The 24503-nt window shown below is 63.5% G+C and carries 21 protein-coding genes and 1 pseudogene; 11 read left to right on the top strand and 11 right to left on the bottom strand.

What is annotated here, in order from left to right; all coding sequences use genetic code 11:
• Positions 1–50 precede the first annotated feature (50 nt).
• A complete protein-coding gene (rcsF, locus tag C2U40_RS05410; protein ID WP_010633326.1) occupies positions 51–422 on the top strand; it encodes an Rcs stress response system protein RcsF in 372 nt (123 codons plus the stop codon).
• Between the two features lie 22 nt (positions 423–444).
• Complete coding sequence (locus tag C2U40_RS05405) at positions 445–837, top strand: DUF488 domain-containing protein (RefSeq protein WP_011706827.1); 393 nt, start codon at positions 445–447, stop codon at positions 835–837.
• Positions 838–907: 70 nt separating this feature from the next.
• On the opposite strand, the gene C2U40_RS05400 is transcribed toward C2U40_RS05405, so the two are convergent.
• Positions 908–1888, bottom strand: coding sequence for an NAD-dependent epimerase/dehydratase family protein (locus C2U40_RS05400; protein WP_103828561.1), 981 nt, complete (start codon positions 1886–1888; stop codon positions 908–910).
• Between the two features lie 247 nt (positions 1889–2135).
• Here C2U40_RS05400 and tsaA point away from each other — a divergent pair, with 247 nt between their 5' ends.
• Positions 2136–2843 carry a tRNA (N6-threonylcarbamoyladenosine(37)-N6)-methyltransferase TrmO gene (gene tsaA / locus C2U40_RS05395; RefSeq protein WP_103828562.1) on the top strand — a complete coding sequence of 236 codons (708 nt, stop codon included), beginning with the start codon at positions 2136–2138 and terminating at the stop codon, positions 2841–2843.
• A gap of 62 nt (positions 2844–2905) precedes the next feature.
• Here the strand turns inward: tsaA and C2U40_RS05390 are convergent, their stop codons facing one another.
• From C2U40_RS05390 to C2U40_RS05380, 3 genes are read right to left on the bottom strand one after another with little or no spacing between them, the layout of a single operon-like run.
• Entirely contained in the window at positions 2906–4027 is a 1122-nt protein-coding gene (locus C2U40_RS05390) for a beta-ketoacyl-ACP synthase III (protein WP_103828563.1), read from the bottom strand.
• Positions 4028–4082: 55 nt separating this feature from the next.
• Positions 4083–5246, bottom strand: coding sequence for a vWA domain-containing protein (locus tag C2U40_RS05385; RefSeq protein WP_103828564.1), 1164 nt, complete (start codon positions 5244–5246; stop codon positions 4083–4085).
• Positions 5247–5249: 3 nt separating this feature from the next.
• Positions 5250–6092, bottom strand: coding sequence for an AAA family ATPase (locus C2U40_RS05380; RefSeq protein WP_103828565.1), 843 nt, complete (start codon positions 6090–6092; stop codon positions 5250–5252).
• 167 nt (positions 6093–6259) lie between these two features.
• On the opposite strand from C2U40_RS05380, the gene cysK reads away from it, so the two are divergent.
• From cysK to crr, 4 genes are all read left to right on the top strand, one after another.
• Positions 6260–7228 carry a cysteine synthase A gene (cysK, locus tag C2U40_RS05375; RefSeq protein WP_011706833.1) on the top strand — a complete coding sequence of 323 codons (969 nt, stop codon included), beginning with the start codon at positions 6260–6262 and terminating at the stop codon, positions 7226–7228.
• Positions 7229–7670: 442 nt separating this feature from the next.
• On the top strand, positions 7671–7928 hold the full coding sequence (locus C2U40_RS05370) for an HPr family phosphocarrier protein (protein ID WP_005303128.1): 258 nt from the start codon (positions 7671–7673) through the stop codon (positions 7926–7928).
• Between the two features lie 44 nt (positions 7929–7972).
• Entirely contained in the window at positions 7973–9700 is a 1728-nt protein-coding gene (ptsI, locus tag C2U40_RS05365; protein ID WP_103828566.1) for a phosphoenolpyruvate-protein phosphotransferase PtsI, read from the top strand.
• 43 nt (positions 9701–9743) lie between these two features.
• Positions 9744–10253: a PTS glucose transporter subunit IIA gene (crr, locus tag C2U40_RS05360; RefSeq protein WP_005303134.1), complete on the top strand. Its 510-nt coding sequence runs from the start codon at positions 9744–9746 to the stop codon at positions 10251–10253.
• Positions 10254–10331: 78 nt separating this feature from the next.
• Here the strand turns inward: crr and C2U40_RS05355 are convergent, their stop codons facing one another.
• Both C2U40_RS05355 and C2U40_RS05350 read right to left on the bottom strand, forming a co-directional pair.
• On the bottom strand, positions 10332–11294 hold the full coding sequence (locus C2U40_RS05355) for a sensor domain-containing diguanylate cyclase (protein ID WP_181014893.1): 963 nt from the start codon (positions 11292–11294) through the stop codon (positions 10332–10334).
• Positions 11295–11355: 61 nt separating this feature from the next.
• Positions 11356–12096: an ABC transporter substrate-binding protein gene (locus tag C2U40_RS05350; protein WP_103828568.1), complete on the bottom strand. Its 741-nt coding sequence runs from the start codon at positions 12094–12096 to the stop codon at positions 11356–11358.
• A gap of 219 nt (positions 12097–12315) precedes the next feature.
• On the opposite strand from C2U40_RS05350, the gene C2U40_RS05345 reads away from it, so the two are divergent.
• A complete protein-coding gene (locus tag C2U40_RS05345) occupies positions 12316–12864 on the top strand; it encodes a cytochrome b (RefSeq protein WP_029299539.1) in 549 nt (182 codons plus the stop codon).
• A gap of 41 nt (positions 12865–12905) precedes the next feature.
• Here C2U40_RS05345 and C2U40_RS05340 read toward each other — a convergent pair whose 3' ends face one another.
• The 5 genes and pseudogenes from C2U40_RS05340 to C2U40_RS05320 form a co-directional block, all read right to left on the bottom strand.
• Positions 12906–13547 carry a bactofilin family protein gene (locus tag C2U40_RS05340; RefSeq protein WP_103828569.1) on the bottom strand — a complete coding sequence of 214 codons (642 nt, stop codon included), beginning with the start codon at positions 13545–13547 and terminating at the stop codon, positions 12906–12908.
• Positions 13548–13721: 174 nt separating this feature from the next.
• The gene (locus C2U40_RS05335) at positions 13722–17474 is read right to left on the bottom strand and encodes an AAA family ATPase (RefSeq protein WP_103828570.1); all 3753 of its coding nucleotides are present in this window, start codon (positions 17472–17474) and stop codon (positions 13722–13724) included.
• A 38-nt stretch (positions 17475–17512) separates the two neighbouring features.
• Positions 17513–17653, bottom strand: a pseudogene (locus C2U40_RS05330) (exonuclease SbcC); the annotation flags it as partial.
• Positions 17650–18876, bottom strand: coding sequence for an exonuclease SbcCD subunit D C-terminal domain-containing protein (locus C2U40_RS05325; protein WP_103828571.1), 1227 nt, complete (start codon positions 18874–18876; stop codon positions 17650–17652). The gene C2U40_RS05325 and the pseudogene C2U40_RS05330, both read right to left, overlap by 4 nt.
• Positions 18877–18977: 101 nt before the next feature.
• Entirely contained in the window at positions 18978–19406 is a 429-nt protein-coding gene (locus C2U40_RS05320; RefSeq protein WP_103828572.1) for a GNAT family N-acetyltransferase, read from the bottom strand.
• A gap of 180 nt (positions 19407–19586) precedes the next feature.
• On the opposite strand from C2U40_RS05320, the gene rdgC reads away from it, so the two are divergent.
• The 3 genes from rdgC to ybaL all read left to right on the top strand — a co-directional run bounded on the left by rdgC (position 19587) and on the right by ybaL (position 24486).
• Positions 19587–20498 (top strand): recombination-associated protein RdgC, encoded by a 912-nt coding sequence (gene rdgC / locus C2U40_RS05315; RefSeq protein WP_011706841.1) that lies wholly within the window; start codon positions 19587–19589, stop codon positions 20496–20498.
• A gap of 179 nt (positions 20499–20677) precedes the next feature.
• Entirely contained in the window at positions 20678–22456 is a 1779-nt protein-coding gene (gene ggt / locus C2U40_RS05310; RefSeq protein ID WP_103828573.1) for a gamma-glutamyltransferase, read from the top strand.
• Positions 22457–22842: 386 nt separating this feature from the next.
• A complete protein-coding gene (gene ybaL, locus C2U40_RS05305) occupies positions 22843–24486 on the top strand; it encodes a YbaL family putative K(+) efflux transporter (RefSeq protein ID WP_017409102.1) in 1644 nt (547 codons plus the stop codon).
• Positions 24487–24503 lie beyond the last annotated feature (17 nt).

Genomic DNA, 24503 nt, shown 5'->3' with positions numbered 1-24503 from the left:
AGCGCCTGCGCCTTGCTACTGTCCTCATCACCGACACAAGATACGAGACGATGAAACGCCTGATCCTGATGATGCCCCTGATTGCCTCCGGCTGCGCCGACTTTGCCTTCAACAGCAATCTGGACAAAGAGAACTTCGACGAGTACTTCAAGCCGGGCAGCGTTCAGATCTATGAACAGGGCCAGCTGGCCGATCTCAACTACCTCTATCTCGGCACCGTCGAAGGGGAGTCCTGCCAGAGCGATGCCAAGCAGCCGATCCCCAACGCCGGCGAGGCCCGAACCCTGGCCCGCCGCCGCGTGGCCGACATGGGCGGCAACGGCGTCACCTTCGACAAGTGCGCCGAATTCAGCGACACCCCGGGCTGCCTGAAGCAGGTGATCTGCTACGGCCAGGCGCTGAAAGTCGCCACCGAGAAATAAGCGTCAACTGCAAGGAGCCTGCATGGCACTGGCCATCGTTCGCCTCGGCACGCCCCGCCTGCCCGACGAGGGACTGCGGATCGGCACCGTGCGCCGTCCGCCCCGCGGCGTGCCGAAAACCGAGTTTGCCAGCCAGGATTGGTACGACGTCTGGTTCCCCAATCTAGCCCCCAGCAACGACACCATGAAGCTGGGCCAGGCTGCCGAGACGCCCGCCCAGTGGAGCGCCTTCTGCAAACAGTACAAGGCCGAGCTGGCGACCCCGGCCGCCAGGCACGATCTGGCGCTGCTGGCCGCCCTCTCCCACACCACCAACCTGTCAGTGGGCTGTTACTGCGAGCAGGAGTCCCGCTGTCATCGCGCCATCTTGCGCGAGCAACTGACCGCCGCCGGCGCCGCCATGCGCACCGAGTAGCTGCGCTCACGCCGAAAAGAAAAGGGCATCTCTCGATGCCCTTTTGCTTTGAAACCGCATTTGCCGGCCTCTAGCGGACAAGCTGACGCAGCCGCGTCTCCTGCTCGGCCGTGATGCCGGCAGCCACCGCGGCGTCCGGCGCGCCGGCCAGCCACTCGGCCACATCCGCCACCGTCTCCTCCAGCGGCCGAAAGTTGAGGCCCTGCACGATGGCCGCCTCGGCGCTGATGCGGCCATAACCGGCATACTCGGGCTGCTCGTTGGGCAACAGGGTCGGATAGCTCTGCCAGGGCTCCACCCCGGCGGCCAGCAGCGCAGGCCAGGGTGTCCATTTGGGCACGATAGGGGTAGCAGGTGCCAGCCTGGCGGCCAGGCGATCCACCCAGTCGTTCAGCGCGATACCGGGCTTGACCAGATTGAAGATGCCGCTCAATTGCTGCTCGGCGGCCCGCAGCACAAACTCGGCGCAGTCGCGCACGTCCAGATATTGCAGCCGGTCTTCCCCCTGCCCCGGCAGCAGCCAGGGACCGCCCTGCTGCACCCGCTTCACCCACCAGGCCAGCCGGCCGGTGGGATCATGGGGGCCGCACAAGACACCTGGGCGCAAAACACAGAGCCGCTCGCCCCAACGGGCCCGATACGTGGCCTCGCACAGTACCTTGAGGGGGCCGTAATCTTCCGGCATCTCCCCCTCGGCAATCTCGTGCAGCGGCGCCGATTCGTCCTGCCCGGGCTGGGCGAAGTCGCGGTAGACGCTGATGGTGGAGATGAAGATCAACCGCTCGCAGCGCCCGAGCAGGGCGGCCGAGAGGCTCGTCGCCTGTTCGGGACGATAGCAGCAGGTGTCGATGGCCAGATCCCAGCTTCCCTGATAGCGATGCAGCGGGGTCAGGTCCTGATCCCGGTCCCCCTGCAGCTGGCTGAGTTCGCGCCAGTCCGGGTGCTGGCGTCGGCCGCGATTGAACAAGGTCACCTCGTGGCCCCAGTCCAGCGCCAGCGCAGTGAGATGGCGCCCCAGAAATCCGGTGCCGCCGATGATCAGCAGTTTCATCCCTGTCTCTCCTGTGCGGCGCGGCCCCTCTCCTGCAGTCACGCCGGTTGTAGCGAGCCGCCCTGCTGGCGGACGCGCCGTTCACTCATCCTGCGCCCACCCTACGCAACTTGGCGGCGCGATACAGCCCCGAAGCGGCCGGGATGGGAGCGGGATCACGGCAAGCAGGCAGCCACCGGCCGGCGGGCAAGCCTGCGTTTTGAGGGCCGCTGTGCTACATTGCCGGGGTTTTCAGTCAGGATCCGCCATGAAGTTCGAAATCGACACCCTGGGTATCATCCGCTCTCCCTACAAGGAGAAGTTCGCCATCCCGCGCCAGCCCGGTCTGGTCAAATCGGCCCGCGCCCGCCTCGAGTTGCAGCCCCCCTACGATCAGCCGGACGTGCTGCGCGGCATCGAGCAGTTCTCCCACCTCTGGCTCAGCTTCGTGTTTCACCAGACCATGACGCAGGGCTGGCACCCGACCGTGCGCCCGCCGCGCCTGGGCGGCAACGAGCGGGTCGGGGTGTTTGCCACCCGCTCCACCTTTCGTCCCAACCCGCTCGGCCTTTCGGTGGTCGAACTGCACGGGGTTGGTCGTGAGCGCGGCAAACTCTGGCTCGAACTGGGGGCGGTGGACCTGCTCGATGGCACCCCCATCGTCGACATCAAGCCCTATATCCCCTATGCCGACAGCCTGCCGGATGCTCGCGGCGGTTTCGCCCCCGATGCGCCCACCCCACCGCTGGCGGTGAGTTTCAGCCCCGAGGCGGAGCAGCAGCTGCAACCCTGGCTCAAGGCCCACCCCGAGCTGCGCCTGCTGGTGAGCGAGGTGCTGGCCCAGGATCCGCGCCCCGCCTACAAGAAGGGCAAGCCGGATGACAAGGAGTACGGCGTCAGGCTGTTTGACTGCAACGTGCGCTTTCGCATCAGCGAGCCCAGTTGCCTGGTGCTCGCCATCGAACCGGCCCTGTGAGCCAGCCATAAAAAACCACCCGCCCGGGTGGTTTTTTGTTGCTTGCCGCGGCTAGGCCCCCCTTACAAACGGGTGAGCAACAGGCTGCCGATGGAGTAACCGGCCCCAAACGAGCAGAGCACGCCGCGCGCCCCGGCGGGAAGGTCGCCGCTGTGAAGGTGGAACGCAATGATGGAGCCCGCCGAGCTGGTGTTGCCGTAGCTGTCGAGAATGACCGGCGCCTCCTGCTGGCTGGCATCGTGGCCCAGCAGCTTGCGGGCGATGAACTGGTTCATGGTGAGGTTGGCCTGATGGAGCCAGAGCCGGCTCAGGGAATCTGCTGCCCAGCCCTGCTCGTCGAGCTGGCCGGCAATCTGGTCACACACCAGCGGCAGCACCTCCTTGAACACCTTGCGCCCCTGTTGGCGGAACAGCTTGTCATCGCCGTAGCGGGTGCGCGGGCTGAGCCGATTGAGGAAGCCGAAGTTGTTGCGGATGTTGTTGGAGTACTGGGTCACCAGCTTGCTGGCCACCAGTTGCCAGGGGTTGGCCACCTTGCAATCGGCCTCCCGCTCCAGCAGCACGGCGGTACAGGCGTCGCCGAAGATGAAGTGACTGTCCCGATCGCGGAAGTTGAGGTGCCCCGAGCAGATCTCCGGGTTGACCACCAGCGCCAGTTTGGCGCTGCCGGCCGCCAGCATGTCTGCCGCCGTCTTGATGCCGAAAGTGGCGGAGGAGCAGGCCACGTTCATGTCAAACGCCATGCCGCCCGCCCCCAGATAGTGCTGCAGCTCAATGGAGAGGGCCGGGTAGGGGCGCGGCATGTTGGAGGCGGCGACGATCACCAGATCGATCTCGCCGGGCTCGCGACCGGCGGCGATCAGCGCCTGCTCGGCGGCGGCCACCGCCATCTCCACCATGATGGAGGGCTTGTCATCGGGTCGCTCGGGCAGCAGCGGCTGCATGATGTCGGGGTCCAGCACCCCCTCCTTGCTCACCAGATAGCGGCTCTTGATGCCGGAGGCCTTCTCGATGAACTCGCTGCTCGAATGCTGCTTGGCGGGGAGCTGGCCGGCGTCGATGGCGGAGGCGTTCTCCTCGTTGTAGAGATCCACATACTGGTTGAAGGCGGCCACCAGTTCTTCATTGCTGACGGCAAAGGGAGGGGTATAGAGGCCTGAGCCACTGATCACGATAGAGGTCATCTTTGCTCCTCGCCGGGTTCATTCCCGGCTTGTTGGTCTGTTCGGGTAGAGAGGGTCACAGCTGGTCGATGGCCGCAGCCAGACCCGCCAGAGTCAACGGGTGCATGCGCCCGCCGATCAATTCGTTCATCAGCTTGATGGAGGGGTGCCAGAGCCACTCCCGGCGCGGGGTGGGGTTGATCCACACCAGCTTGGGAAAGTGCTGCTGCAGGCGGGCCAGCCACACCTGGCCGGCCTCCTCGTTCCAATACTCGACGCTGCCGCCGGGCCAGGTGATCTCATAGGGGCCCATGGTGGCATCCCCCACCAGGATCACCTTGTAGTCGCTGCCGTAAGTGCGCAGCAGGCGCAGAGTATCGAAGCGCGCCTCGTGCCGGCGGGCGTTGTCCTGCCAGACGAAGTCGTAGAGACAGTTGTGAAAATAGAAGTACTCCAGATGCTTGAACTCGTGACGCAGGGCCGAGAAGAGGCGCTGCACCTCGGCCACGTGGGCATCCATGGATCCCCCCACGTCGAAGAAGACCAGCAGCTTGACCCCGTTGTGGCGCTCGGGCCTGAGCTTCACATCGAGCCAGCCCTGTCTGGCCGTGCTCTGGATGGTGTCGTCGAGATCCAGCTCGTCGGGGTTGCCCTTGCGCACCCAGCGCCTGAGCTTGCGCAGCGCCAGCTGGATGGCCCGTTGCCCCAGCGGGGAATCGTCGCTGAAGTTGCGATAGTGGCGCGCCTCCCACACCTTGACCGCCTTGCCATGCTGGCCCTCTTCCCCCATGCGGATCCCTTCCGGGTGAAAGCCGCCGTGGCCGAATGGGCTGCTCCCGCCGGTACCCACCCACTTGTTGCCGCCGGCGTGGCGCTCCTTCTGCTCGCTTAACCGCTGGTTGAGGGTCGCCAGCAGTTGGTCGAGTCCGCCAAGGGATTGGAGCAACGCCTTCTCCTCGGCGCTCAGCAATCGCTCGAACTCCTTACGCAGCCACTCCTCGGGCAGGCTCTCCGGCAACAGGGGGATGGCGGCCAACCCCTCGTAATACTCGGCAAAGGCGCGATCGAAGCGATCGTAATGGGCCTCGTCTTTCACCAGCAGGCAGCGGGAGAGCTGGTAGAACTCGTCCATGTCTAGGCTGGCCAGCCGGGCTGCCAGCGCTCCGTGCAAGTCCAGCAGTTCACGCAGACTGCAGGGAAGCTTGTGGCGGCGCAGGTGAGTAAAGAAGTCGATGAGCATGAGTCAGCTGCCGCGTCTGGCCAGAAAGGCGAGCTTTTCGAACAGATGCAGGTCCTGCTCGGTCTTGAGCAGAGCGCCGTAGAGGGCGGGCACCAGCTTGCCGGGCTCGCGGGCACGCATCGCCTCGGGGGCGATGTCGTCGGCCAACAGCAACCGGATCCAGTCCAAAAGCTCCGAGGTGGAGGGCTTCTTGCGCAGCCCCTCTACCTCGCGCAGCTCGAAGAAGAGATCCATCGCTTCACCGAGCAGGCTCTCCTTGAGGTCGGGGTAGTGGAGCTTGACGATGTCCTGCATCTCGGCCTTGTCGGGGAAGCGGATGTAGTGGAAGAAGCAGCGGCGCAGGAAGGCGTCCGGCAACTCCTTCTCGTTGTTGGAGGTGATGATGACCACGGGCCGCTGGCGCGCCTTGACTCGCTCGCCGGTCTCGTAGACGTCGAACTCCATCCGATCCAGCTCCTGCAGCAGATCGTTGGGGAACTCGATGTCCGCCTTGTCGATTTCATCGATAAGCAGCACCGGGCGCTGGTCGGCGGTGAAGGCCTGCCACAGCTTGCCACGACGGATATAGTGGCTGATCTCCCCTACCCTGGGGTCGCCGAGCTGGGAGTCGCGCAGCCTGGCCACCGTATCGTACTCATAGAGCCCCTGCTGGGCTTTGGTAGTGGATTTGATGTGCCAGGCGATAAGCTCGGTGCCCAGATGGCGGGCCACCGCTTCGGCCAGCTCGGTCTTGCCTGTGCCGGGTTCCCCTTTGATAAGCAAGGGCTTTTCCAGCACGATGGCGGCATTGACCGCCATCTTGAGCGATTCAGAGGCGAGATAGCGATCGCTTCCTGCAAATCCCATAACGTCCATTCCTTTGACGATGAGAGACCTTTTTGAGATCGAGGCCTCAATAAGAAAGAATAAGCTCTATATCTTGTAATAACATATTGTTATAACAAATCGTCACTTCTCATTCAGAAACCACAGGGTAATCTTGTTTCATCGCCGTAACAAACAGGGATAGCACCATGAGCAAAATTTTTGAGGACAACAGCCAGACCATAGGTCACACCCCGCTGGTTCGTCTCAACCGTGTTACCAAGGGCCGCGTGCTGGCCAAGATTGAGAGCCGTAACCCGAGCTTCAGCGTCAAGTGCCGTATCGGCGCCAACCTGATCTGGGATGCCGAGAAACGCGGCGTCCTGACCAAGGGCAAGGAGATCATCGAACCCACCAGCGGCAACACGGGTATTGCTCTGGCCTTCGTGGCCGCCGCCCGTGGCTATCCCATCACATTGACCATGCCGGCCACCATGAGCCTGGAGCGCCGCAAGCTGCTCAAGGCACTCGGCGCCAACCTGGTGCTGACCGAAGGGCCGCTCGGCATGAAGGGCGCCATTGCCAAGGCCAACGAGATCCTCGAGTCCGAGCCGGGCAAATACGTACTGCTGCAACAGTTTGAAAACCCCGCCAACCCGGAGATCCACGAGAAGACCACTGGCCCCGAGATCTGGGATGCCACCGACGGTCAGGTGGATGTGTTCGTGGCCGGCGTCGGCACCGGCGGCACCATCACGGGTGTCTCCCGCTACCTGAAACAGACCAAGGGCAAGGCGGTGGTCTCCGTCGCCGTCGAGCCGAGCGAATCGCCGGTGATCAGCCAGCGTCTGGCCGGCCTTGAAATCAAGCCGGGTCCCCACAAGATCCAGGGGATCGGTGCCGGCTTCATCCCGGGCAACCTGGACCTCACCCTGCTGGACCGCGTCGAGCAGGTGAACAGCGATGATGCCATCGAGATGGCTCGCCGTCTGATGGAAGAGGAAGGGATCCTGGCCGGGATCAGCTCAGGCGCCGCCGTGGTGGCCGCAGCCCGTCTCGCCGAGCTGCCGGAGTTTGCCGACAAGACCATCGTCGTCATTCTGCCGAGCGCCGCCGAGCGTTACCTCTCCAGCGCCCTGTTTGCCGGGGTGTTCAGCGAGCAGGAACTGCAGCAATAAGTGATCGGATTATTTCAAAACAACGGCGCTCCCAGGAGCGCCGTTTCTTTATGAGCTAGACTGAGCACTTGGCAGCGCCAGTCGACCCCTTATTTTTCGGGGTAAAATAACAAGCAACCCAGCGACAAAAAAAGCAGACATTCTGTGATAAATCTCATATCCTGTGCCGCGTCACGAGGTGTTTGCCGACTAGGTATCACAAAGTAACAAAGTGTTATTTTTCGTTATAAAATAATTTCAAGCCAGCATTGACGCGGCTTGTAGAGCGATAACGGAAAAGAGTTGAGGCAGACACCGAATACTGCACAGAAAATTGACCTGGATTAAACCATTGCAGGTCTAATTTCGTTACTTTACAACATATCCATACTGACACGGTGCGAGAAGGAAGCGTCAAAAGCATCCCTCACACCAAAAAATATCAATAATATGGGGTGAAACCATGTACGAGAAGTCTGTTGTTATTACTGCTGAAAACGGCCTGCACACCCGTCCGGCAGCTCAGTTCGTGAAAGAAGCCAAAGAATTCCAAAGCGAGATCACTGTGGTCTCCGGTGGCAAATCCGCCAGCGCCAAGAGCCTGTTCAAGCTGCAGACCCTGGGCCTGACCAAAGGCACCAACGTGACCATCCAGGCCGACGGCCCGGACGCTCAGAAAGCCGTTGAGAAGCTGGTTGCCCTGATGGACGAGCTGGAGTAATCCAGCTTTATTCCTCCCCCACAGTCGTTTTAATAGGAAGGATTATGATATCTGGCATTCTTGCGTCCCCCGGTATCGCATTCGGCAAGGCGCTTCTTCTGAAAGAAGATGAAATCGTTATCAATCAGGGCAAAATTGCTGTCGAACAGATTGATGCCGAAATCAACCGCTTCCTCGAAGCCCGCACCAAGTCAGCCGCACAGCTGGAAGCCATCAAAGAGATGGCCGGTCGCACCTTCGGTGAAGAAAAAGAGGCCATCTTCGAAGGCCACATCATGCTGCTCGAAGATGAAGAGCTGGAAGGGGATATCAGATCCTTCATCAAAGACAACAAGGCCACCGCTGACAAGGCCATCTACGAGGTCATCGAGCAGTACGCGAAGATGATGGCCGAGCTGGATGATCCCTATCTGCGCGAGCGCGCCACAGACTTCCGTGACATCGGTACCCGTCTGGTCAAGAACGTACTGGGCATCGCCGTTGTCAACCTGAGCACCATCGACGAAGAGGTGATCCTGGTCGCCAAAGACCTGACCCCGTCCGAAACCGCTCAGATCAACCTGAAATACGTGCTGGGTTTCGTCACCGACATCGGTGGCCGTACTTCCCACACCTCCATCATGGCCCGCTCCCTGGAGCTGCCGGCCATCGTGGGTACCAACGACATCACCGAGCGCGTCAAGAATGGTGACGTGCTGGTGCTGGACGCGATCAACAACCAGATCATCATCAATCCGACCGCCGAACAGCTGAACGAAGCCAAGCAATTCCAGGCCCAGTTCCAGGCCGAGAAAGATGAACTGGCCAAGCTCAAAGATCTGCCTGCCATCACCCTTGATGGCCATCAGGTCGAAGTGTGCGCCAACATCGGTACCGTCAAGGATACCGAAGGTGCCATCCGCAACGGCGCCGAGGGCGTGGGTCTGTACCGTACCGAGTTCCTGTTCATGGACCGTGACGCGCTGCCGACCGAAGACGAGCAGTTCAAAGCCTACAAAGAAGTGGCCGAAGCGATGCCGGATCAGCCGATCATCGTGCGCACCATGGACATCGGCGGCGACAAAGAACTGCCCTACATGAATTTCCCGAAAGAGATGAACCCCTTCCTGGGCTGGCGTGCCGTGCGGATCTTCTTCGATCGCGCCGACATCATGCACGCCCAGCTGCGGGCCATCCTGCGTGCGTCTGCCTTCGGCAAACTGCGCATCATGTTCCCGATGATCATCTCTGTCGAAGAGTTCCGCAGCCTGAAGGCTACCGTAGAGACGCTGAAAGCCGAACTGCGCGCCGAAGGCAAAGCCTTTGATGAATCCATCGAAGTGGGTATCATGATCGAGACCCCGGCCGCTGCCGTGATGGCTCATCATCTGGCCAAGGAAGTGGATTTCTTCAGTATCGGTACTAACGACCTGACCCAGTACACCCTGGCTGTCGACCGTGGTAACGAGATGATTTCCGCCATGTACAACCCGCTGTCACCCTCCGTCCTGACGCTGATCAAGATGGTTATCGATGCATCCCACGCCGAAGGCAAGTGGACCGGTATGTGTGGTGAACTGGCTGGTGACGAGCGTGCCACCCTGCTGCTGCTGGGTATGGGTCTGGATGAGTTCTCCATGAGCGCCATCTCTGTACCGCGTATCAAGAAGCTTATCCGCAACACCAACTTCGAAGATGTGAAGGCCATGGCTGATCAAGCGCTGAGCTTTGCCACCGCCGCCGAAATCGAAGCCTGTGTAGATAACTTTATTAAGCAGAAGGCAGTCTGCTAAGATCGGCTGCAAACAGCGACAATCATCTCTAGGAGCTTTTACTATGGGTCTGTTTGATAAACTGAAGAAACTGGTTTCCGATGACAGTTCTGATACCGGCGGCATCGAAATCTTTGCCCCGCTGTCAGGCGAAATCGTACCGATCGAAGATGTACCCGACGTAGTCTTCGCCGAGAAGATCGTCGGCGACGGCATCGCCATCAAGCCGGCTGGCAACAAGATGGTTGCTCCGTGCGACGGCACCATCGGCAAGATCTTCGAGACCAACCACGCGTTCTCGCTGGAATCTGACTCTGGTATCGAGCTGTTCGTTCACTTCGGTATCGACACCGTTGAACTGAAAGGCGAAGGCTTCAAGCGTATCGCTCAGGAAGGTCAACAGGTCAAGCGCGGTGACACCATCATCGAGTTCGATCTGGCCGTTCTGGAAGCCAAAGCCAAATCTACCCTGACTCCGGTGGTCATCTCCAACATGGACGAGATCAAAGAGCTGGTGAAGATGACGGGTGCCGTGACCGTGGGCGAGACCCCGGTGATCCGCATCAAGAAATAATGCCGCATGGGCCGAGCGCCCGTCGCCGCAACAAAAAACCGAAGCCCTGGCTTCGGTTTTTTTATGGGCGTTTGCCGGCTAGGCCCTGCCAAATACCACCCGGTTGCGGCCGTTGCTCTTGGCCTGGTAGAGCGCCTTGTCCGCCACCTGCAGCAGGCTGTCGATGCCCTGTCCCTCCTCATGGGTGGCACAACCCAGGCTCACCGTCAGGGAGAAGTGCTCTCCTTGCCAGCCCACAGCATGGCCGACAAACTGCCGGCGCAACTGCTCGGCTCGCTCGACCACCTGTTCAGCGTCCACCCCAGGCAGGATCAACAGAAACTCCTCCCCACCCCAGCGGGCCAGATGCTCTGCGGGCTGCAGCTGATGCGTCATGATGCGGGCCACCTCGCACAACGCCGCATCCCCGACGGGATGGCCGTAGCGATCATTGATCTGCTTGAAGTGGTCGATATCGCACAGGATCACCGAGAAAGGCTCCCCCTGCAGCCAGAGCGCCTGCAACTGCTGGCCGGCGGCACGCCGGTTGCCGAGCTCGGTCAGCGGATCGGTGCAGGAGAGCCGGCTCACCTCCTCGATCATGCAGTGCAGGTCGTGGATGTCGCGCAGCGTCACTATGTGCCAGCCCGGCATGGCATCCGCCGTCAGCTGGGCCGTGATGGTAAACCAGCGCTGCTGGCCGTTCTTGCAGTAGAGACAGGCGTTCATCTCGGCCACCGCCGCGCCGTTGGCCAGACTGGTCATCACCGCCTGGTTCCAGCGCTCAATCGCCTGGGCCCTGCTCTCTTCATCGCGATAGACGGTGGCAAACCAGCTGGCCATGTCGGGCAGATCCGTCAGGTCGTAGCCCAGCTGAGTCACGAAGGCCCGGTTCACGAACCTGTGATGACGGGCCGGGATCTCCGACAGTCGGGTGGGTATGCTGCCCAGCGTCTCGCTGCAGGCGGATTCCGAAATTAGGATCGGAAACGGGATCACGTCGAAGGAGCGAAACAGGATCTGCTGCAGCTCGGTCAGGATCACAGGATCGGTGATGTTCAAGGTAACTCCTTTACCAAGGTATCGTTCCAAGGTAAGTGAGCGCAGATCGCGGGTAAAGCGCTCATTGCGCGGCTCTGACCGCCTTGGTCGCAGCATTTTCTCCCGGTTGCCACTCCTGATAGGGACCGTGAATGGCGGAGTAGATCTTGTCGAGCTGACCGGAGGCTCTCAGCCGTTCGATGGACTGGGTCAGAAAGCGGTCGACCGCATCCCCTTTCGGTCCCTTGGGGATGATGAACACATCGTCAAACTCACCGAAATAGACCCGGTGGATATTGGTCAGCCCCATCTTGCGCAGGGTGAAATCCGCCTCCTCCTGCGCCCACAGAAAAGCATCGATGCGGCCCCGGCTCAACTTGCCGAGGGATTGTTCGAGTGAGAGGGAGCGCTTGACCGAGAAGGGCCAGAAGTCGGTCACCCCCTCGATGAGCAGATCGCGCTTGGTGTACTCGTAACCGAGTACCATGGCGGGAGTAATGGGCGCCGCACTGTTGCTGTAGAGCACGTGGGTCACCTTGCCAAAGGTCGCCGAGCTGAAGCGATAGGGCAGCATGGACTCGTCGATGTAGGGATTGCGCAGCGCCGGCAGGTTGAAGTCCGCCTCCCCCACCACCACGCTGCGGGTGGCACGGGACATGGGGTAGACCATCACGCTCACCTCCACCCCGTCATCCAGCCCGGCGATGGCCTTGACCAGGTCGACGAAGGGACCGGTGCCGTTGGAATCGATGAGCCCCGCCATCCCCAGCAGCATGGCCAGCAGCATCAAGCCTGCCAGCACGCCCACTCTCAGATGCTTCATGATGCAACCCCTCACCACCCTGGCCGGCATGGCCCTGTTGATCAGAAGCATAGACTCGGCACAGAGCGTGTCGGGCGAGTTGCAAATAAGATGTTAAAAAACACACCGAGATCAAGGTTTTGACACATCTGCGCGGTAACATGAAACAGAATGGTGCAGGGGCAGGATGCCCGCTGCGACCACCCTTGACGCAATGCGAGCCCCGAGAAGGATATGAGCATGTTGAAAAATACCGAACAACGTTATGGCAGCCTGAGCATAGGGCTGCACTGGTTGACCCTGCTGCTGATGATCGCCGTCTATGCGCTGATGGAGTTCAGGGACATCTTCCCCAAAGGGTCGGCTGGCCGCGACCTGATGAAGGAGTTTCACTTCATGGTGGGTCTGCTGATCCTGGCGCTGGTGGTCGTGCGCCTGCTGGTGCGCGTGGGTAGCCCTTCACCGCGCATCGTGCCCGAGCTCTCACCCCTGATGCTCACACTGGCCAAGCTCGCCCACCTGGCGCTTTATGGCTTCCTGATCCTCACCCCCCTGCTGGGCTGGCTGCTGCTGAGCGCGGGCGGCAAGCCCATTCCCTTCTTCGGCCTGGAGCTCCCTGCCCTCATCGCCCCCGACGACGGCCTGAAGGGCACCATCAAGGAGCTGCACGAGACGCTGGCCAACATTGGCTATGCCCTGATTGCCCTGCACGCGGCGGCAGCCATCTACCACCATCATGTGCTCAAGGACAACACCCTGACCAATATGCTGCCCGAGCGACGCAGTTAATCCCTTGCCAGCAAAGAGGGGCGTACTCGCCCCTCTTTGGATCAGGCCTGTTTGGCCACAACCTCGGCGGTATCAGCAGCCTTGCTTTTACCTTCAGGCTGCAGTTGCTTGACGTTGCCCTTGCTCTCGCCCTTCTGCTCCTCCTGAGACTGGGACTGGCCGACAAACTGGCCTCCCTTGCGGATGGAGAGGCTCCCGCCCTTGAACAACCCCTTCATCTTGCCGTTTTCGAGGATCTCCACCTCGCTCGAGGCGCAGGTGCCATCCAGAGTGCCATTGATGATCACGTGGGCGGCGCTGACATCCCCTTCAATCCTGCCGCCTTCCATGATGCGTACCGTCCCGCCGTTCAGCAGCAGCGTCCCGACGAACTGGCCATACACATCCAGATTGCCCTCCACCTGCAACTCGCCCTTGAAACGGGCCCCCTTGGCGATCACCGTCGTCGTGCTCCCCGCCCCGACCACCTCAGACTCATTGCGCTTTCGTCCAAACATCTTGGTTTTCTCCACCATCAACAGCAGCACCATCAGTAGCAACGGCACTATGGGTAATTTGTAATATGCAGATCCCGCCACATAGAGCAGCAACGCCAGGCCCCAGCAGAACCAGATGAGATACAGCGCGTCACTGCGTGGCCGCATCGCGATGCGAGCCAAGATCCTTTCAGGCATCAATGTCATTGACCATTCCCTCTTGCGGGCAGATGGATGCAAGACCGGGGTCAACCCCTCACTCTCGTTTTCCGCGATACGCGGGCATGGACCTAGCTCAAGCGACCAGATTGCCGAAACACTGAAACAAAAAAGCCCCGCCAGAAGGCGGGGCCGCGATTCATCCGCAAACCCAAGCAGGACTCAGGGCAACACCACCCGACTTTCGCCGCCGCCGAGGGCCTCCACCCGCACCTGCACGCCGATCCGCTCCACCAGGGTCTGCACGTGGGAGATGACCCCGATCTGGCGGCCGGCCGCCTGCAGGGAGTCAAGGCTGGAGAGCGCCAGATCCAGGCTGTCGGGATCGAGCGTGCCGAAGCCCTCGTCGATAAAGAGCGATTCGACCTGGGTCTGGCGCGACGACAGGCTGGAGAGGGCCAGCGCCAGCGCCAGCGACACCAGGAAGCTCTCGCCGCCGGAGAGGGAGTCCACCGAGCGCACCTCGTCCCCCATGTCGAGATCCACCACCTGTAGCGCCAGATCGGTGCCGGGCACCCGCTCCAGCCGATAGCGGGGCGAGAGCTCGGCGAGCTGGGCGTTGGCCTCCAGCAGCAGCCGCTCCAGCGTGAGGCTCTGGGCGAAGGTGCGCAGCTTGGCGCCGCTGGCCGAGCCGATAAGGTCGGATAGGCGCTGCCAGTGATCCGCCACCGCCTGCTGGGCGGCCAGCTCCTCCTGCAAGGTACCCGCCTTGAGGGCTGCTGCCTCGGCCTGGGCCAGCGTGCTCTTGCACTGGAACAGCTGCTCGTCGAGGGCGCGGCAGTGCGCCTCCAGCGCCGTCAGCCGGCTGGCGAGCTCCTGCGGCGCCAACGCGGCCAGCTCGGGGTGATGCTCACGGTAACGATCCCGCTTGCTCTCCTCCAGCGCCAGCGCCCGCTGCCGCTCGGTCAAACGGGTACGCGCCTCGGCACGGGCATCCTCCAGCACCTGCAAGGCGGCGCGGCGCGCCTTGAGCTCATCCGGGCTCATGGCCAGCAGGCGGCGCAGGTCATATTCGGCGATGCCGAGGCTGCTGGCGTGGGCAGCCCAGCGTCCAAGCACCTCCCGTCGCCGCCGGCTGCTCACCTGCTTCTCCTGCTCCAGATGGCTGAGACGGGTCTTGAGCTCGGTCTGGCGCTCGCGCAGGGCGCGGGCCGCCCCCTGCATCGTCTCCAGCTCGCTCGCCAGTTGCTGCAGCCGCTGCTGCCAGCGGCTCTCCACCAGGGCAATCTCTTCGCCCCCCAGACAGGTGGCACGACTGGTAACCAGCCCCTGCCGTTGCTGTTCATGCTCCTTGTAGTCGCGCTCGAGCTTGTGCAGCAGCTCACGCTGGGTCTGCAGACGCGCCTCCTGGGCGCTCAGGGCCGGGGTGAGGCTGGCAATCTCGCCGGTCAGCCGCTCCCACTCGCTCTGGCCGTGCAGCCAGGCCTCGCAGGCCCGCTGCCACTCGCGCCACTGCTGGCTGCCCAGCCACTGACGCCAGGGCTGGCCCCCCATCTGCTCGTCGAGCCGGCTGCCCCCCTGCTCAAGGCGCTGGCGCAAGGTCGTTTCCTGCTCGCCCATCGCCTTCACCTCCCCTTCCAGGGCGATGCGCTGGCGGTCGGCCTCCTGCCACTGCTGCTCAAACTGCTGGTGCTGGCTGGCCAGCTGGCTCAGCTGCTGGCGCACGGCCTGCAACTGCTGCTGGCCGAGCTGGGCCTCGCGCAGCTGCTGCTGGCTGCGGCCCAGCCCCAGCTCCAGACTCTGGCCACGGCCGAGCAGGGTACTCATCAGTTCGTTCCACTCGATCGGGCTCTGACGCAGCGGCAGCGGATGGCCCAGCAGCTCGGCACCGCCGAGCTGCTGCCAGCGCTGGGTCAGCTGCTCGGCGCGCGTCTCCAGCTCAGGCAGATGCTGCTGGCGCACCACCAGCTGGCGGGCCAGCTCCTGGCGCTCGCTCTCGCACTGAATATATTGGTGATTGAGCCGCTCCCACTCGAGCTCCAGGCTGCGGACGCGCTCCGCCAACTGCCCCAGAATGCCCGCCACCTGTGGCTGGCTCTGGTGATAGGGATGCTCCTCGGCGCCGCAGAGCGGGCAAGGTTCACCGTCGCGCAGGATGTGGCGATGCTGCTCGAAACTGGCGATGGCGCGGGACTGCTCCAGCGCGTGGCGTGCCTCGTCCCGTTGCAGGGCGAGCCGCTCGCGGGCCGGCGTCAGCTCGTCGCCGAGGATGGCCAGCTTGCCGACCGCCTGCTCCAGCTGGGCGATCTCCTGCTGCAGGCGACCATGCTGCTCGCCGTGATTGCGGCCATAGTCCGCCAGCTCCAGCAGCTGGCGCAGCTGGCCCAGCTGCTCGGTCTGCCCTTGCCACTGCTCCTGCGCCTTGGCCAGACGCCCCTCCCACTGCTGCTCCTGCAGCTCGTGCTGTTGCTGCTGCAGTCGCTCCTGCTCGCACTGCCAGTAGTCGCGCTCCTGCTGCCCCTGCTCCAGCTGGTGCTGCAACTGCCTGAGGGCGCGCAGCTTGTGTTCGCGCAGGGTGAGCAGTTGCTGCAGCCTGTCGGCATCCTCGGCCCAATCCTGCATGGCGGTGAGCAGGGGTTGCCACTGGCGAGCCACCGGCGCCAGCTCCTTGTGCTCCTCAAGCCAGGCGCCCCACTGCTGGTGCTGGGCCTTGAGCTGTTCCACCTGCTGGCGCTGCTGGCGCCAGCCCTGTTCCAGGGTGAGCTGCACCTCCCGCTCCTGCGCCCCCTCCTGCTGGATCTTCTGCAGTTGCTGCTGCTTTTCCCGAATGCGGGTGTCGAGCTCCTGCGCCCGTTTGAGCTCGGGCTGCAGGGCGCCCCACTCGCGCTCGGCGGCGATCTTCTCCGCCAGCAGTTGCTGCTCGGTGAGGGCACTCTGCTGGGTCTGCTCCTCCAGCTTGCCAAGTTCGGGGGCAAGCTCGGCCAGCGCCTTCTCCTGCTGCTGCACCTCCAGGGTAAGGCGGGCCAGCTCGTCGTGATCGGCGCGGGCCACCTGGGTCTGCTCGGCGCGGGCGAACTCCTCGCGCTCGGGGACGGCCGCAGCGTGGGCCGCCTCGGCCGCGGCAAGGGCCGCCTCTCCCTCCTGACAGGCCTGCAACTGGGCGGCGATGCGGCCGTTGAGATCGCGCAAGTCCTGCATCAGCTGCTGTTGCTGCTGCTCGTGTTTGAGGCTGGTGGCAAGGCTCACCTGCTGGCTCACCCACTGCTCGCGGGTCGCCTCGTCCATCAGTGCCACATCGCCGAGCCGCTGGCTGATGGCGGCCAGTTTCTGCTGCTCCTCCCGCGCCCGCTCATGGGTCTGGACCGAAATGGCGGAGTAGAGCTCGGTGCCGGTCATCCGTTCGAGCAGGGCCGAACGCTCGTCGGCGCTCGATTTGAGGAAGGCGGCAAACTCCCCCTGCGGCAGGATGACGGCGCGGCGAAACTGCTCCCAGGAGAGCCCCACCAGCTCGTCGATGCGATCCTGCAGCTCCCGCTTGCTGCCACTGAACACCTGGCCCGACGCCACGTCGGTCAGGCTGCGCTCCTGGGCCTGAAAGCGCCCCTCGGCGCGGTTGCGGGCCCGGCGCACCGCCCAGCGGGCCAGCCAGATGCGGCCGTCACAGCCGCGAAACTGCACCTCGGCGAAACCGCTGGCGTGGCCGCGGCTGAGGATGCCGCGCACGTCGTTGGCCTTGAGCTTCTCCTCGTCGTCCATGCGGCCCACTTCGGCGACGTTCTTGCGATTGGCGATAAAGCGCGGCATCTCGTCGTAGAGCGCCAGACAGATGGCATCGAGCAGGGTGCTCTTGCCGGCGCCGGTATTGCCGGTGATGGCAAACAGGCCGGCGGCCCCCAGGGCGCCACCAGCAAAATCGATGGTGAATTGACCGGTCAGGCTGGCGAGGTTCTCACCACTCAAAGAGAGGATCTTCATACGCCACACGCCTCCATCCATACCGACCCGATATCGCGCGTGCTCTTGCCCCCATCAGCCCGGGTATTGCCGGTGATGGCAAACAGGCCGGCAGCCCCCAGGGCGCCACCGGCAAAATCGATGGTAAAGGGGCCGGTCAGGCTGGCCAGATTCTCCCCTGACAGCGACAAGATTTTCATTGGCTAGACTCCTTCACCTGCTCCAGGATCTCTTCAAACGACGCCACCAGCTCGGCCTCCGGCTCCCCGTCGAACTGACGCTGATAGCAGAGGCGAAACACCTCGGTGGGGGAGAGCTCATCGAGCCGGCGCTGGCCGGCACCATCCGCCAGCCCCTGGCCCGAGCCCTGATAACTGGTCGTGATGCGGGCAAGGCGCACCGGCTTGTCGCCGATGGCGGCCAGCACGCGCTCGCGGATGCGGGCCTCGGGTTTGGGCAACAGCAGCCGCACCTCGAGGAAGGGCTGGGCCTGCTGCGGGCAAGCGGGCAGCGCCAGCGCCTCGATGGCCTGGAGCGCCTCGTCGAGGCCGCTCTGGGGCAGCCGGATCATCTCCACCGCGCGGGGCACCGGGATCCGCTCAAGCCGGGCCAGCTTGCCCCCCTCAAACGTCACCTCCAGCACCTGATGGTTGTAGTTCGCCTCGGCCAGCGAGAGCGGCAGCGGCGAGCCGCTGTAGTGCACCCCCTCGGCCGGGCTCTGGGCCAGGTGCAGGTGGCCCAGCGCCGTGTAGTCGGCGGCGGCAAACAGCTCGGCAGGCAGGGCATGCTGGTTGCCGCCGAGCACCCGCCGCTCGGAGAGCTCGGAGAGCTGGCCCGCCGCCAGATAGGCGTGGCCCATGGCGATGAGGGCCTGCTCCGGATGGCAGCGCGCACGCCCCTCGCTCAGCACCGCCTCATAGATCTGGCGTACCCCTTCGATCAGTCTGTCCTGCCCCTCGCTGAGCCCTTCCGGGCGCAGATCGCTGCTGCGCAGAAACGGCACGGCGGCGCACCAGGCGGCCACCTCGCCGTCCTTGCCTCGCAGCGGCACCAGCAGACGCTCGGTCTCGAGCCGCCCCTCGTCGTCCCGGCTGATGCTGCCCACCAGATGCAGGTCGAAGGCGCGCAGCAGCTCGTGGGGGGCATCCAGCTTGGAGGGGGAGTCGTGGTTGCCGCCAATCAGCACCATCTCCAGTGCCGGGTGCTCGGCGCGCAGCCGCGCCAGACAACGGTAGAGCTGCTGCCAGGCACTGGCGGGGGGGTTGGCGGTATCGAACAGGTCGCCCGCCACCAGCAGGGCGTCGATGTCGCGGCGCTTGATGGTGTCGGCCAGCCAGTCAAGAAAGGCATCGTGTTCAAAACGGCGATCGTGGCCATGGAGTTGATGGCCAAGATGCCAGTCGGCGGTATGCAGGATCTTCATGAAAAACGGCTCGTATGGAGGAGGTGTCAGCGGCACCCGATGCAGACAAGATGAGGATATGCCTCCCCTTTTTCAAGCCATACCCGGCGTGGCCGGCAGATTCAGGCGGGCTCGCAGCACATCTGGTACTGGGGATGACCGGTGAGGGGATCGGCCACCTCCCCCTCGATCACGAAACCGTGGCGACGATAGAAGCGCACCGCCAGATCGTTTTCCACGAACACCCGCGCATGCAGCCGGGCCCCCTTGGATTTGGCCTCCTGCAGCAGGGCATGGCCCACCCCCCGCCCCTGGCGGTCGGGGCGCACGAACAGGGCCGCCAGGTAATCATCCACCAGCGCCATGAAACCGAGCAGCTCGCCGCGCTCCTCGAACACCCAGATGCGGGCGTGCTCGAGATAGCGGGTGCGCAGATCTTCCTGGGCCTGCCACCAGCAGGAGGCATCGACAAAGTCGTGGGCCTGCAGGGAGGCCAGCAACCAGATTTCGACGATCTCGTCCATGTCGTCGGACCGACTCGCCCTCAGCATATTGGTATCCTTGTTAACAACCTGAACATCCGCAGTCTAGGGGAGTTTGATGACGGCTTTGGGGACGAATATGACTCCCTGTGAAGTCGATCGCCCTTTATTTAACAAGAATGATTGGCTGATCACAAAGCGCCTCTCTAGTACAATGCCCGCCGGACAATCTATGAGACCGAGGACGCCATGTGGTTTAAAAACCTGCAGATTTATCGCTTTACCCGCCCCTTCGAGCTGACCGTCGAGCAGTTGGAAACCCAGCTGGAAGCCTGTGCCTTCACCCCGTGCGGCAGCCAGGACATCTCCCGGTTCGGGTGGGTCAAGCCCCTTGGCAAATTCGGCTCCACCCTGACCCACTCCGCCGCCGGCCACATCCTCATCTGTGCCCGCAAGGAAGAGAAGATGCTGCCCGGCACCGTGGTCAAGGAGATGCTGGCGGAGAAGGTAGAAGCGATCGAGTTCGAGCAGGGCCGCGCCCTCAAGAAGAAAGAGAAGGAAGCGCTGAAAGAGGAGATCCTCCACACCTTGCTGCCGCGCGCCTTCAGCCGCACCAGCCAGACCTTCGCCTGGATCAACCCGGCCGACAACCTGATGGTGGTGGACGCAGGCTCCGCCAAGAAGGCGGACGACCTGCTGGCCCTGCTGCGCAAATCCATCGGCACCCTGCCGGTGGTGCCGGTGGCCCTCAAGAACCCGCCAGAAATCACCATGACCGAGTGGCTGAACGAGGGCAACCTGCCCGCCTCCTTCACCCTGGAGGACGAGGCAGAGCTGCGCAGCGCCATGGAGCACGGCGGCATCATCCGCTGCAAGCAGCAGGATCTGATGACGGACGAGATCAAGAACCACCTGGCCAACGACAAGCTGGTCACCAAGCTGGCCCTCAACTGGGGCGAAACCCTGAGCTTCGTGCTGGGGGACGATCTCTCCATCAAGCGCCTGAAATTCAGCGAAGAGCTGCGCGAGCAGAACGACGACGTCACCAGCGAAGATCCGGCCGCCCGTCTGGATGCCGACTTCGCCCTGGTCACCGCCGAGCTGGCCCAGTTCATCCCGGCCCTGTTTGCCGCCCTGGGTGGTGAAGAGCAGTCTATCTAAGCGAATTGGCTCAGCCTGATTGCAAAAACCGCCTCCGGGCGGTTTTTTTATGGGCGTGCACTCGGTGCGACTTGTTGATAGATGAGTAACTTGTTGATCTGATTCAACAACTTGAGTCATTAGCGCCAATCGTGACATAGTCCCCCACTCATGCTCATAAAACAGACAAGGAGAATGTCATGTTGCGCAAACCACTGGGGCTGGCCATCGCCCTCGCACTGCTGGCCGGCTGCGCCACTCAGCAGAGCCTGCAAGCCCCCCCCGCCCACACCTTGATCGCGCCGGAGGCCGCCAGCGGCTGGCAGGACAAGCAGGGCTGGCAAGGCCGCGACTTCATGGTGGCCGCCGCCAACCCGCTGGCGGTGGAGGCGGGCTACCAGATGATCCAGGCCGGTGGCAGTGCGGTGGATGCCGCCATCGCGGTGCAACTGGTGTTGACCCTGGTGGAGCCGCAATCCTCCGGCATCGGCGGCGGCTCCCTGCTGCTGGTGTGGGATGGCCAGAAAGTCACGGCGGTGGATGGCCGCGAGACGGCCCCCGCCGCTGCTACCGATCAGCTGTTCATGAAGGATGGCAAGCCGATGGCCTTCTACGACGGCGTGGTGGGCGGGCGCTCGGTGGGCGCGCCGGGCACGGTACGGGCATTGGCGCTGGTCCATCAGCGCTATGGCAAGCTGCCCTGGGCTGCGCTGTTCGAGCCCGCCATCACCCTCGCGGAGCAGGGATTCGTGATAAGCCCGCGGCTGGCCGCGCTGCTGGCCAAGGACCCTTACATTGCCAAGGACCCGGACGCACGGGCCTACTTCTATCAGGCCGACGGCAGCCCCAAAGCGGCGGGAACCCGACTGACCAACCCTGCGCTGGCCAAGGTGCTGCGAACCCTGGCAAGCCAGGGGCCGGACGCCTTCTATCGCGGCCCGCTGGCCGAGGCCATGGTGGCCAAGGTGCACGCCCACCCGACCAACCCCGGGGTACTGAGCGCGGTCGATCTCGCCAGCTACCGCGCCAAGCTGCGCGACGGCCTCTGCTTTGACTATCGCCAGAGCCGGGTGTGCGGCTTTCCGGCCCCCTCGTCCGGCACCATAGCGCTCGGCCAGATCTTCGGCATGCTGGAGAGCCGCAACATGGCGGCCCTCAAGCCGGTGCAGGGGGAGCAGGGCCAGCCGGCCGCCTCCGCCGAGGCGATCCACCTCTACAGCGAGGCGGCGCGGCTCGCCTTTGCCGATCGCAACCAGTACGTGGCAGACAGCGATTATGTGGCGGTCCCCGTCAGCGGCCTGCTCGACAAGCACTATCTGGCCCGGCGCGGCGCCCTCATCGGCGCGCGCTCCATGGGCCTGGCCAAAGCGGGCACCCCGCCGCTGGCGCCGGCTCGCGGCCAGGATGCCACCCCGGAACTCCCCTCCACCAGCCACGTCTCCATCGTCGACAAAGCGGGGATGGCGGTCTCCATGACCAGCTCCATCGAAGACGGCTTCGGCTCGCGGCTGATGGTCAACGGCTACCTGCTCAACAACCAGCTCACCGACTTCTCCTTCACCTCGCAGGACGCCGCCGGGCTGCCGGTGGCCAACCGGGTGGAGCCGGGCAAGCGGCCGCGCTCCTCCATGTCCCCCCTGCTGGTGTTTGACAAGAGCAGCGGCGAGCTGGAGATGAGCCTGGGCTCGCCGGGGGGTTCCGCCATCATCAACTACGTGGGCAAGACGTTGCTGGGCACCCAGGATTGGGGGCTCAACCTGCAGCAGGCGATCAATCTGCCCAACTTCGGCAGTCGCAACGGCCCCACCGAGCTGGAGGCGGGCCGCACCCCGGCCGCGGTGGTCGAGGCGCTCAAGGCGAAGGGGCACGAAGTGGTGCTGAGCGAGCAGACCTCGGGCCTGCAGGGCGTGCAGCGCAACGCAAACGGCTGGCTTGGTGCCGCCGATCCGCGCCGGGAGGGGATCGCCAAGGGCCAGTGAACTCGGCTGAATCTGCATTCAGCCCCCCATGCAGCGAAGCGGCCAGTCGGCCGCTTTTTTGTGCTCTCCCTCCCCCAGTTGTGCCGGAGAAAACCATCACCGATTGATTACTGTTGCCAGCCTGACCGCCAGAGAAGCGTGCTTTCGCCTCAAAATAGCCACTTATACAGTTTTAATCGCAAATTAAGTCTTAAATGTGGATAAATATTGTTTTTCTACCAAAAACGTATTATTTTTCAACAGAAACGGCAACTGTTGTCCCCCAGACACACCCTCTGTGCATGCGGCCAGCATCTGTCTCTTTCGCCCCCTGCTCATTGACAGCTGCCCTCTTCGCCCGCGCGGTGATCTGGTAGCCCCCTGACTGCCATTAGCGAGGTGACGACATGGACCACTCCCTTCCCCTGATTACCACTCTGGTCGGCGGCTTCGTGCTGGCCTACATCCTCGGCATGTTTGCCCAGCGCCTCAAGATCTCCCCCATGGTGGGTTATCTGGCGGCCGGGGTGATCTCGGGCCCCTTCACCCCGGGTTATGTGGCCGACATGAAGCTGGTGCCCGAGCTGGCGGAGCTGGGGGTGATCCTGCTGATGTTCGGGGTGGGGCTGCACTTCTCCTTCCGCGATCTGATGTCGGTGAAGCGGATCGCCATCCCCGGCGCCATCGCCCAGATCGCCGTCGCCACCCTGCTCGGCATGGGGCTCTCCTCCCTGCTGGGCTGGGATCCGGTCGCCGGCCTGATGTTCGGCCTCGCCCTCTCCACCGCCAGTACCGTGGTGCTGCTGCGGGCGCTGGAGAGCCGCCAGAATCTGGAAACCCTGCAGGGGCGCATCGCCATCGGCTGGCTCATCGTCGAGGATCTGGTGATGGTGCTGGCGCTGGTGATGCTGCCGATCATCGCCGACATCCAGTTCGGCGAGCAGACCCTGAGCTGGCAGAGCATAGCGCTGGATCTGGGCTGGACCTTAGGCAAGGTGAGCCTTTTCGTGGCGCTGATGATGGTGGTGGGCAGCCGCTTCATCCCCTGGCTGCTGGCCCACACCGCCAGCACCGGCTCGCGTGAGTTGTTCACCCTGGCGGTGCTGACCTGCTCGCTCGGCATCGCCTTCGGCGCGGTCAAGCTGTTTGGCGTCTCCTTCGCCCTCGGCGCCTTCTTCACCGGCATCGTCATGAACCGCTCCGAGCTGAGCCACCGCGCCGCCAACAACACCCTGCCGCTGCAGGACGCCTTCGCGGTGCTGTTCTTCGTCTCGGTGGGCATGCTGTTCAACCCGGCGGTGCTGCTGACCGAGCCGCTGGCGGTGCTGGCCACCCTGTTCATCATCATGTTCGGCAAGTCGGCGGCGGCCTACGCCATCGTGCGGCTGTTCCGCTACAGCCGGCGCACCGCCCTCACCATCTCCGCCAGCCTGGCCCAGATCGGCGAGTTCTCCTTCATCCTCATCGGGCTGGCCATCGTGCTCAAGCTGGTGCCGGAAGGGGCCCGCGACCTGATCCTGGTGGGCGCCAGCCTCTCCATCATGCTCAACCCGCTGGTGTTCAACGCCGTCGAGCGCTACCTGGAGAAACACCCGGACGCCGACAACGCCAAGGTGCTGGCCGAGTGCAAATGCCCGGCGGTGGAGATGAAGGCCCACACCATACTGGTGGGCTATGGCCGGGTCGGCCGCCTGCTGGTGAGCGGCCTGCAGCAGGCCGGGCGCGAGCTGGTGGTGATCGAGCAGGATCCGCACCGGCTGGAGAGCCTGCGCCAGGCCGACATTCCCCACGTCAACGGCAACGTGGCCGATGACGAGGTGCTGTGCCGCGCCGCCATCACCGACGCCAGCTGGCTGCTGGTGGCCATCCCCAACAGCTTCGAGGCCGGCGAGGCCATCGCCCAGGCCAAGCTCATCAACCCGGCGATCCGGGTGATCGCCCGCGCCCACAGCGACGACGAGGTGAGCTTCCTCACCAAGCAGGGGGCGGACAAGGTGATCATGGGCGAGCGGGAGATAGCCCTCGGCATGCTGGCCCAGGCCACCGCATAAACCGCCATCCAGTGAAC

The organism is Aeromonas sp. ASNIH4 (assembly GCF_002934425.1).
Lineage (GTDB): Bacteria > Pseudomonadota > Gammaproteobacteria > Enterobacterales > Aeromonadaceae > Aeromonas > Aeromonas hydrophila.
The sequence above is the reverse complement of the archived record's forward strand: the minus strand, read 5'-3'. Positions and strand labels throughout refer to the sequence as shown.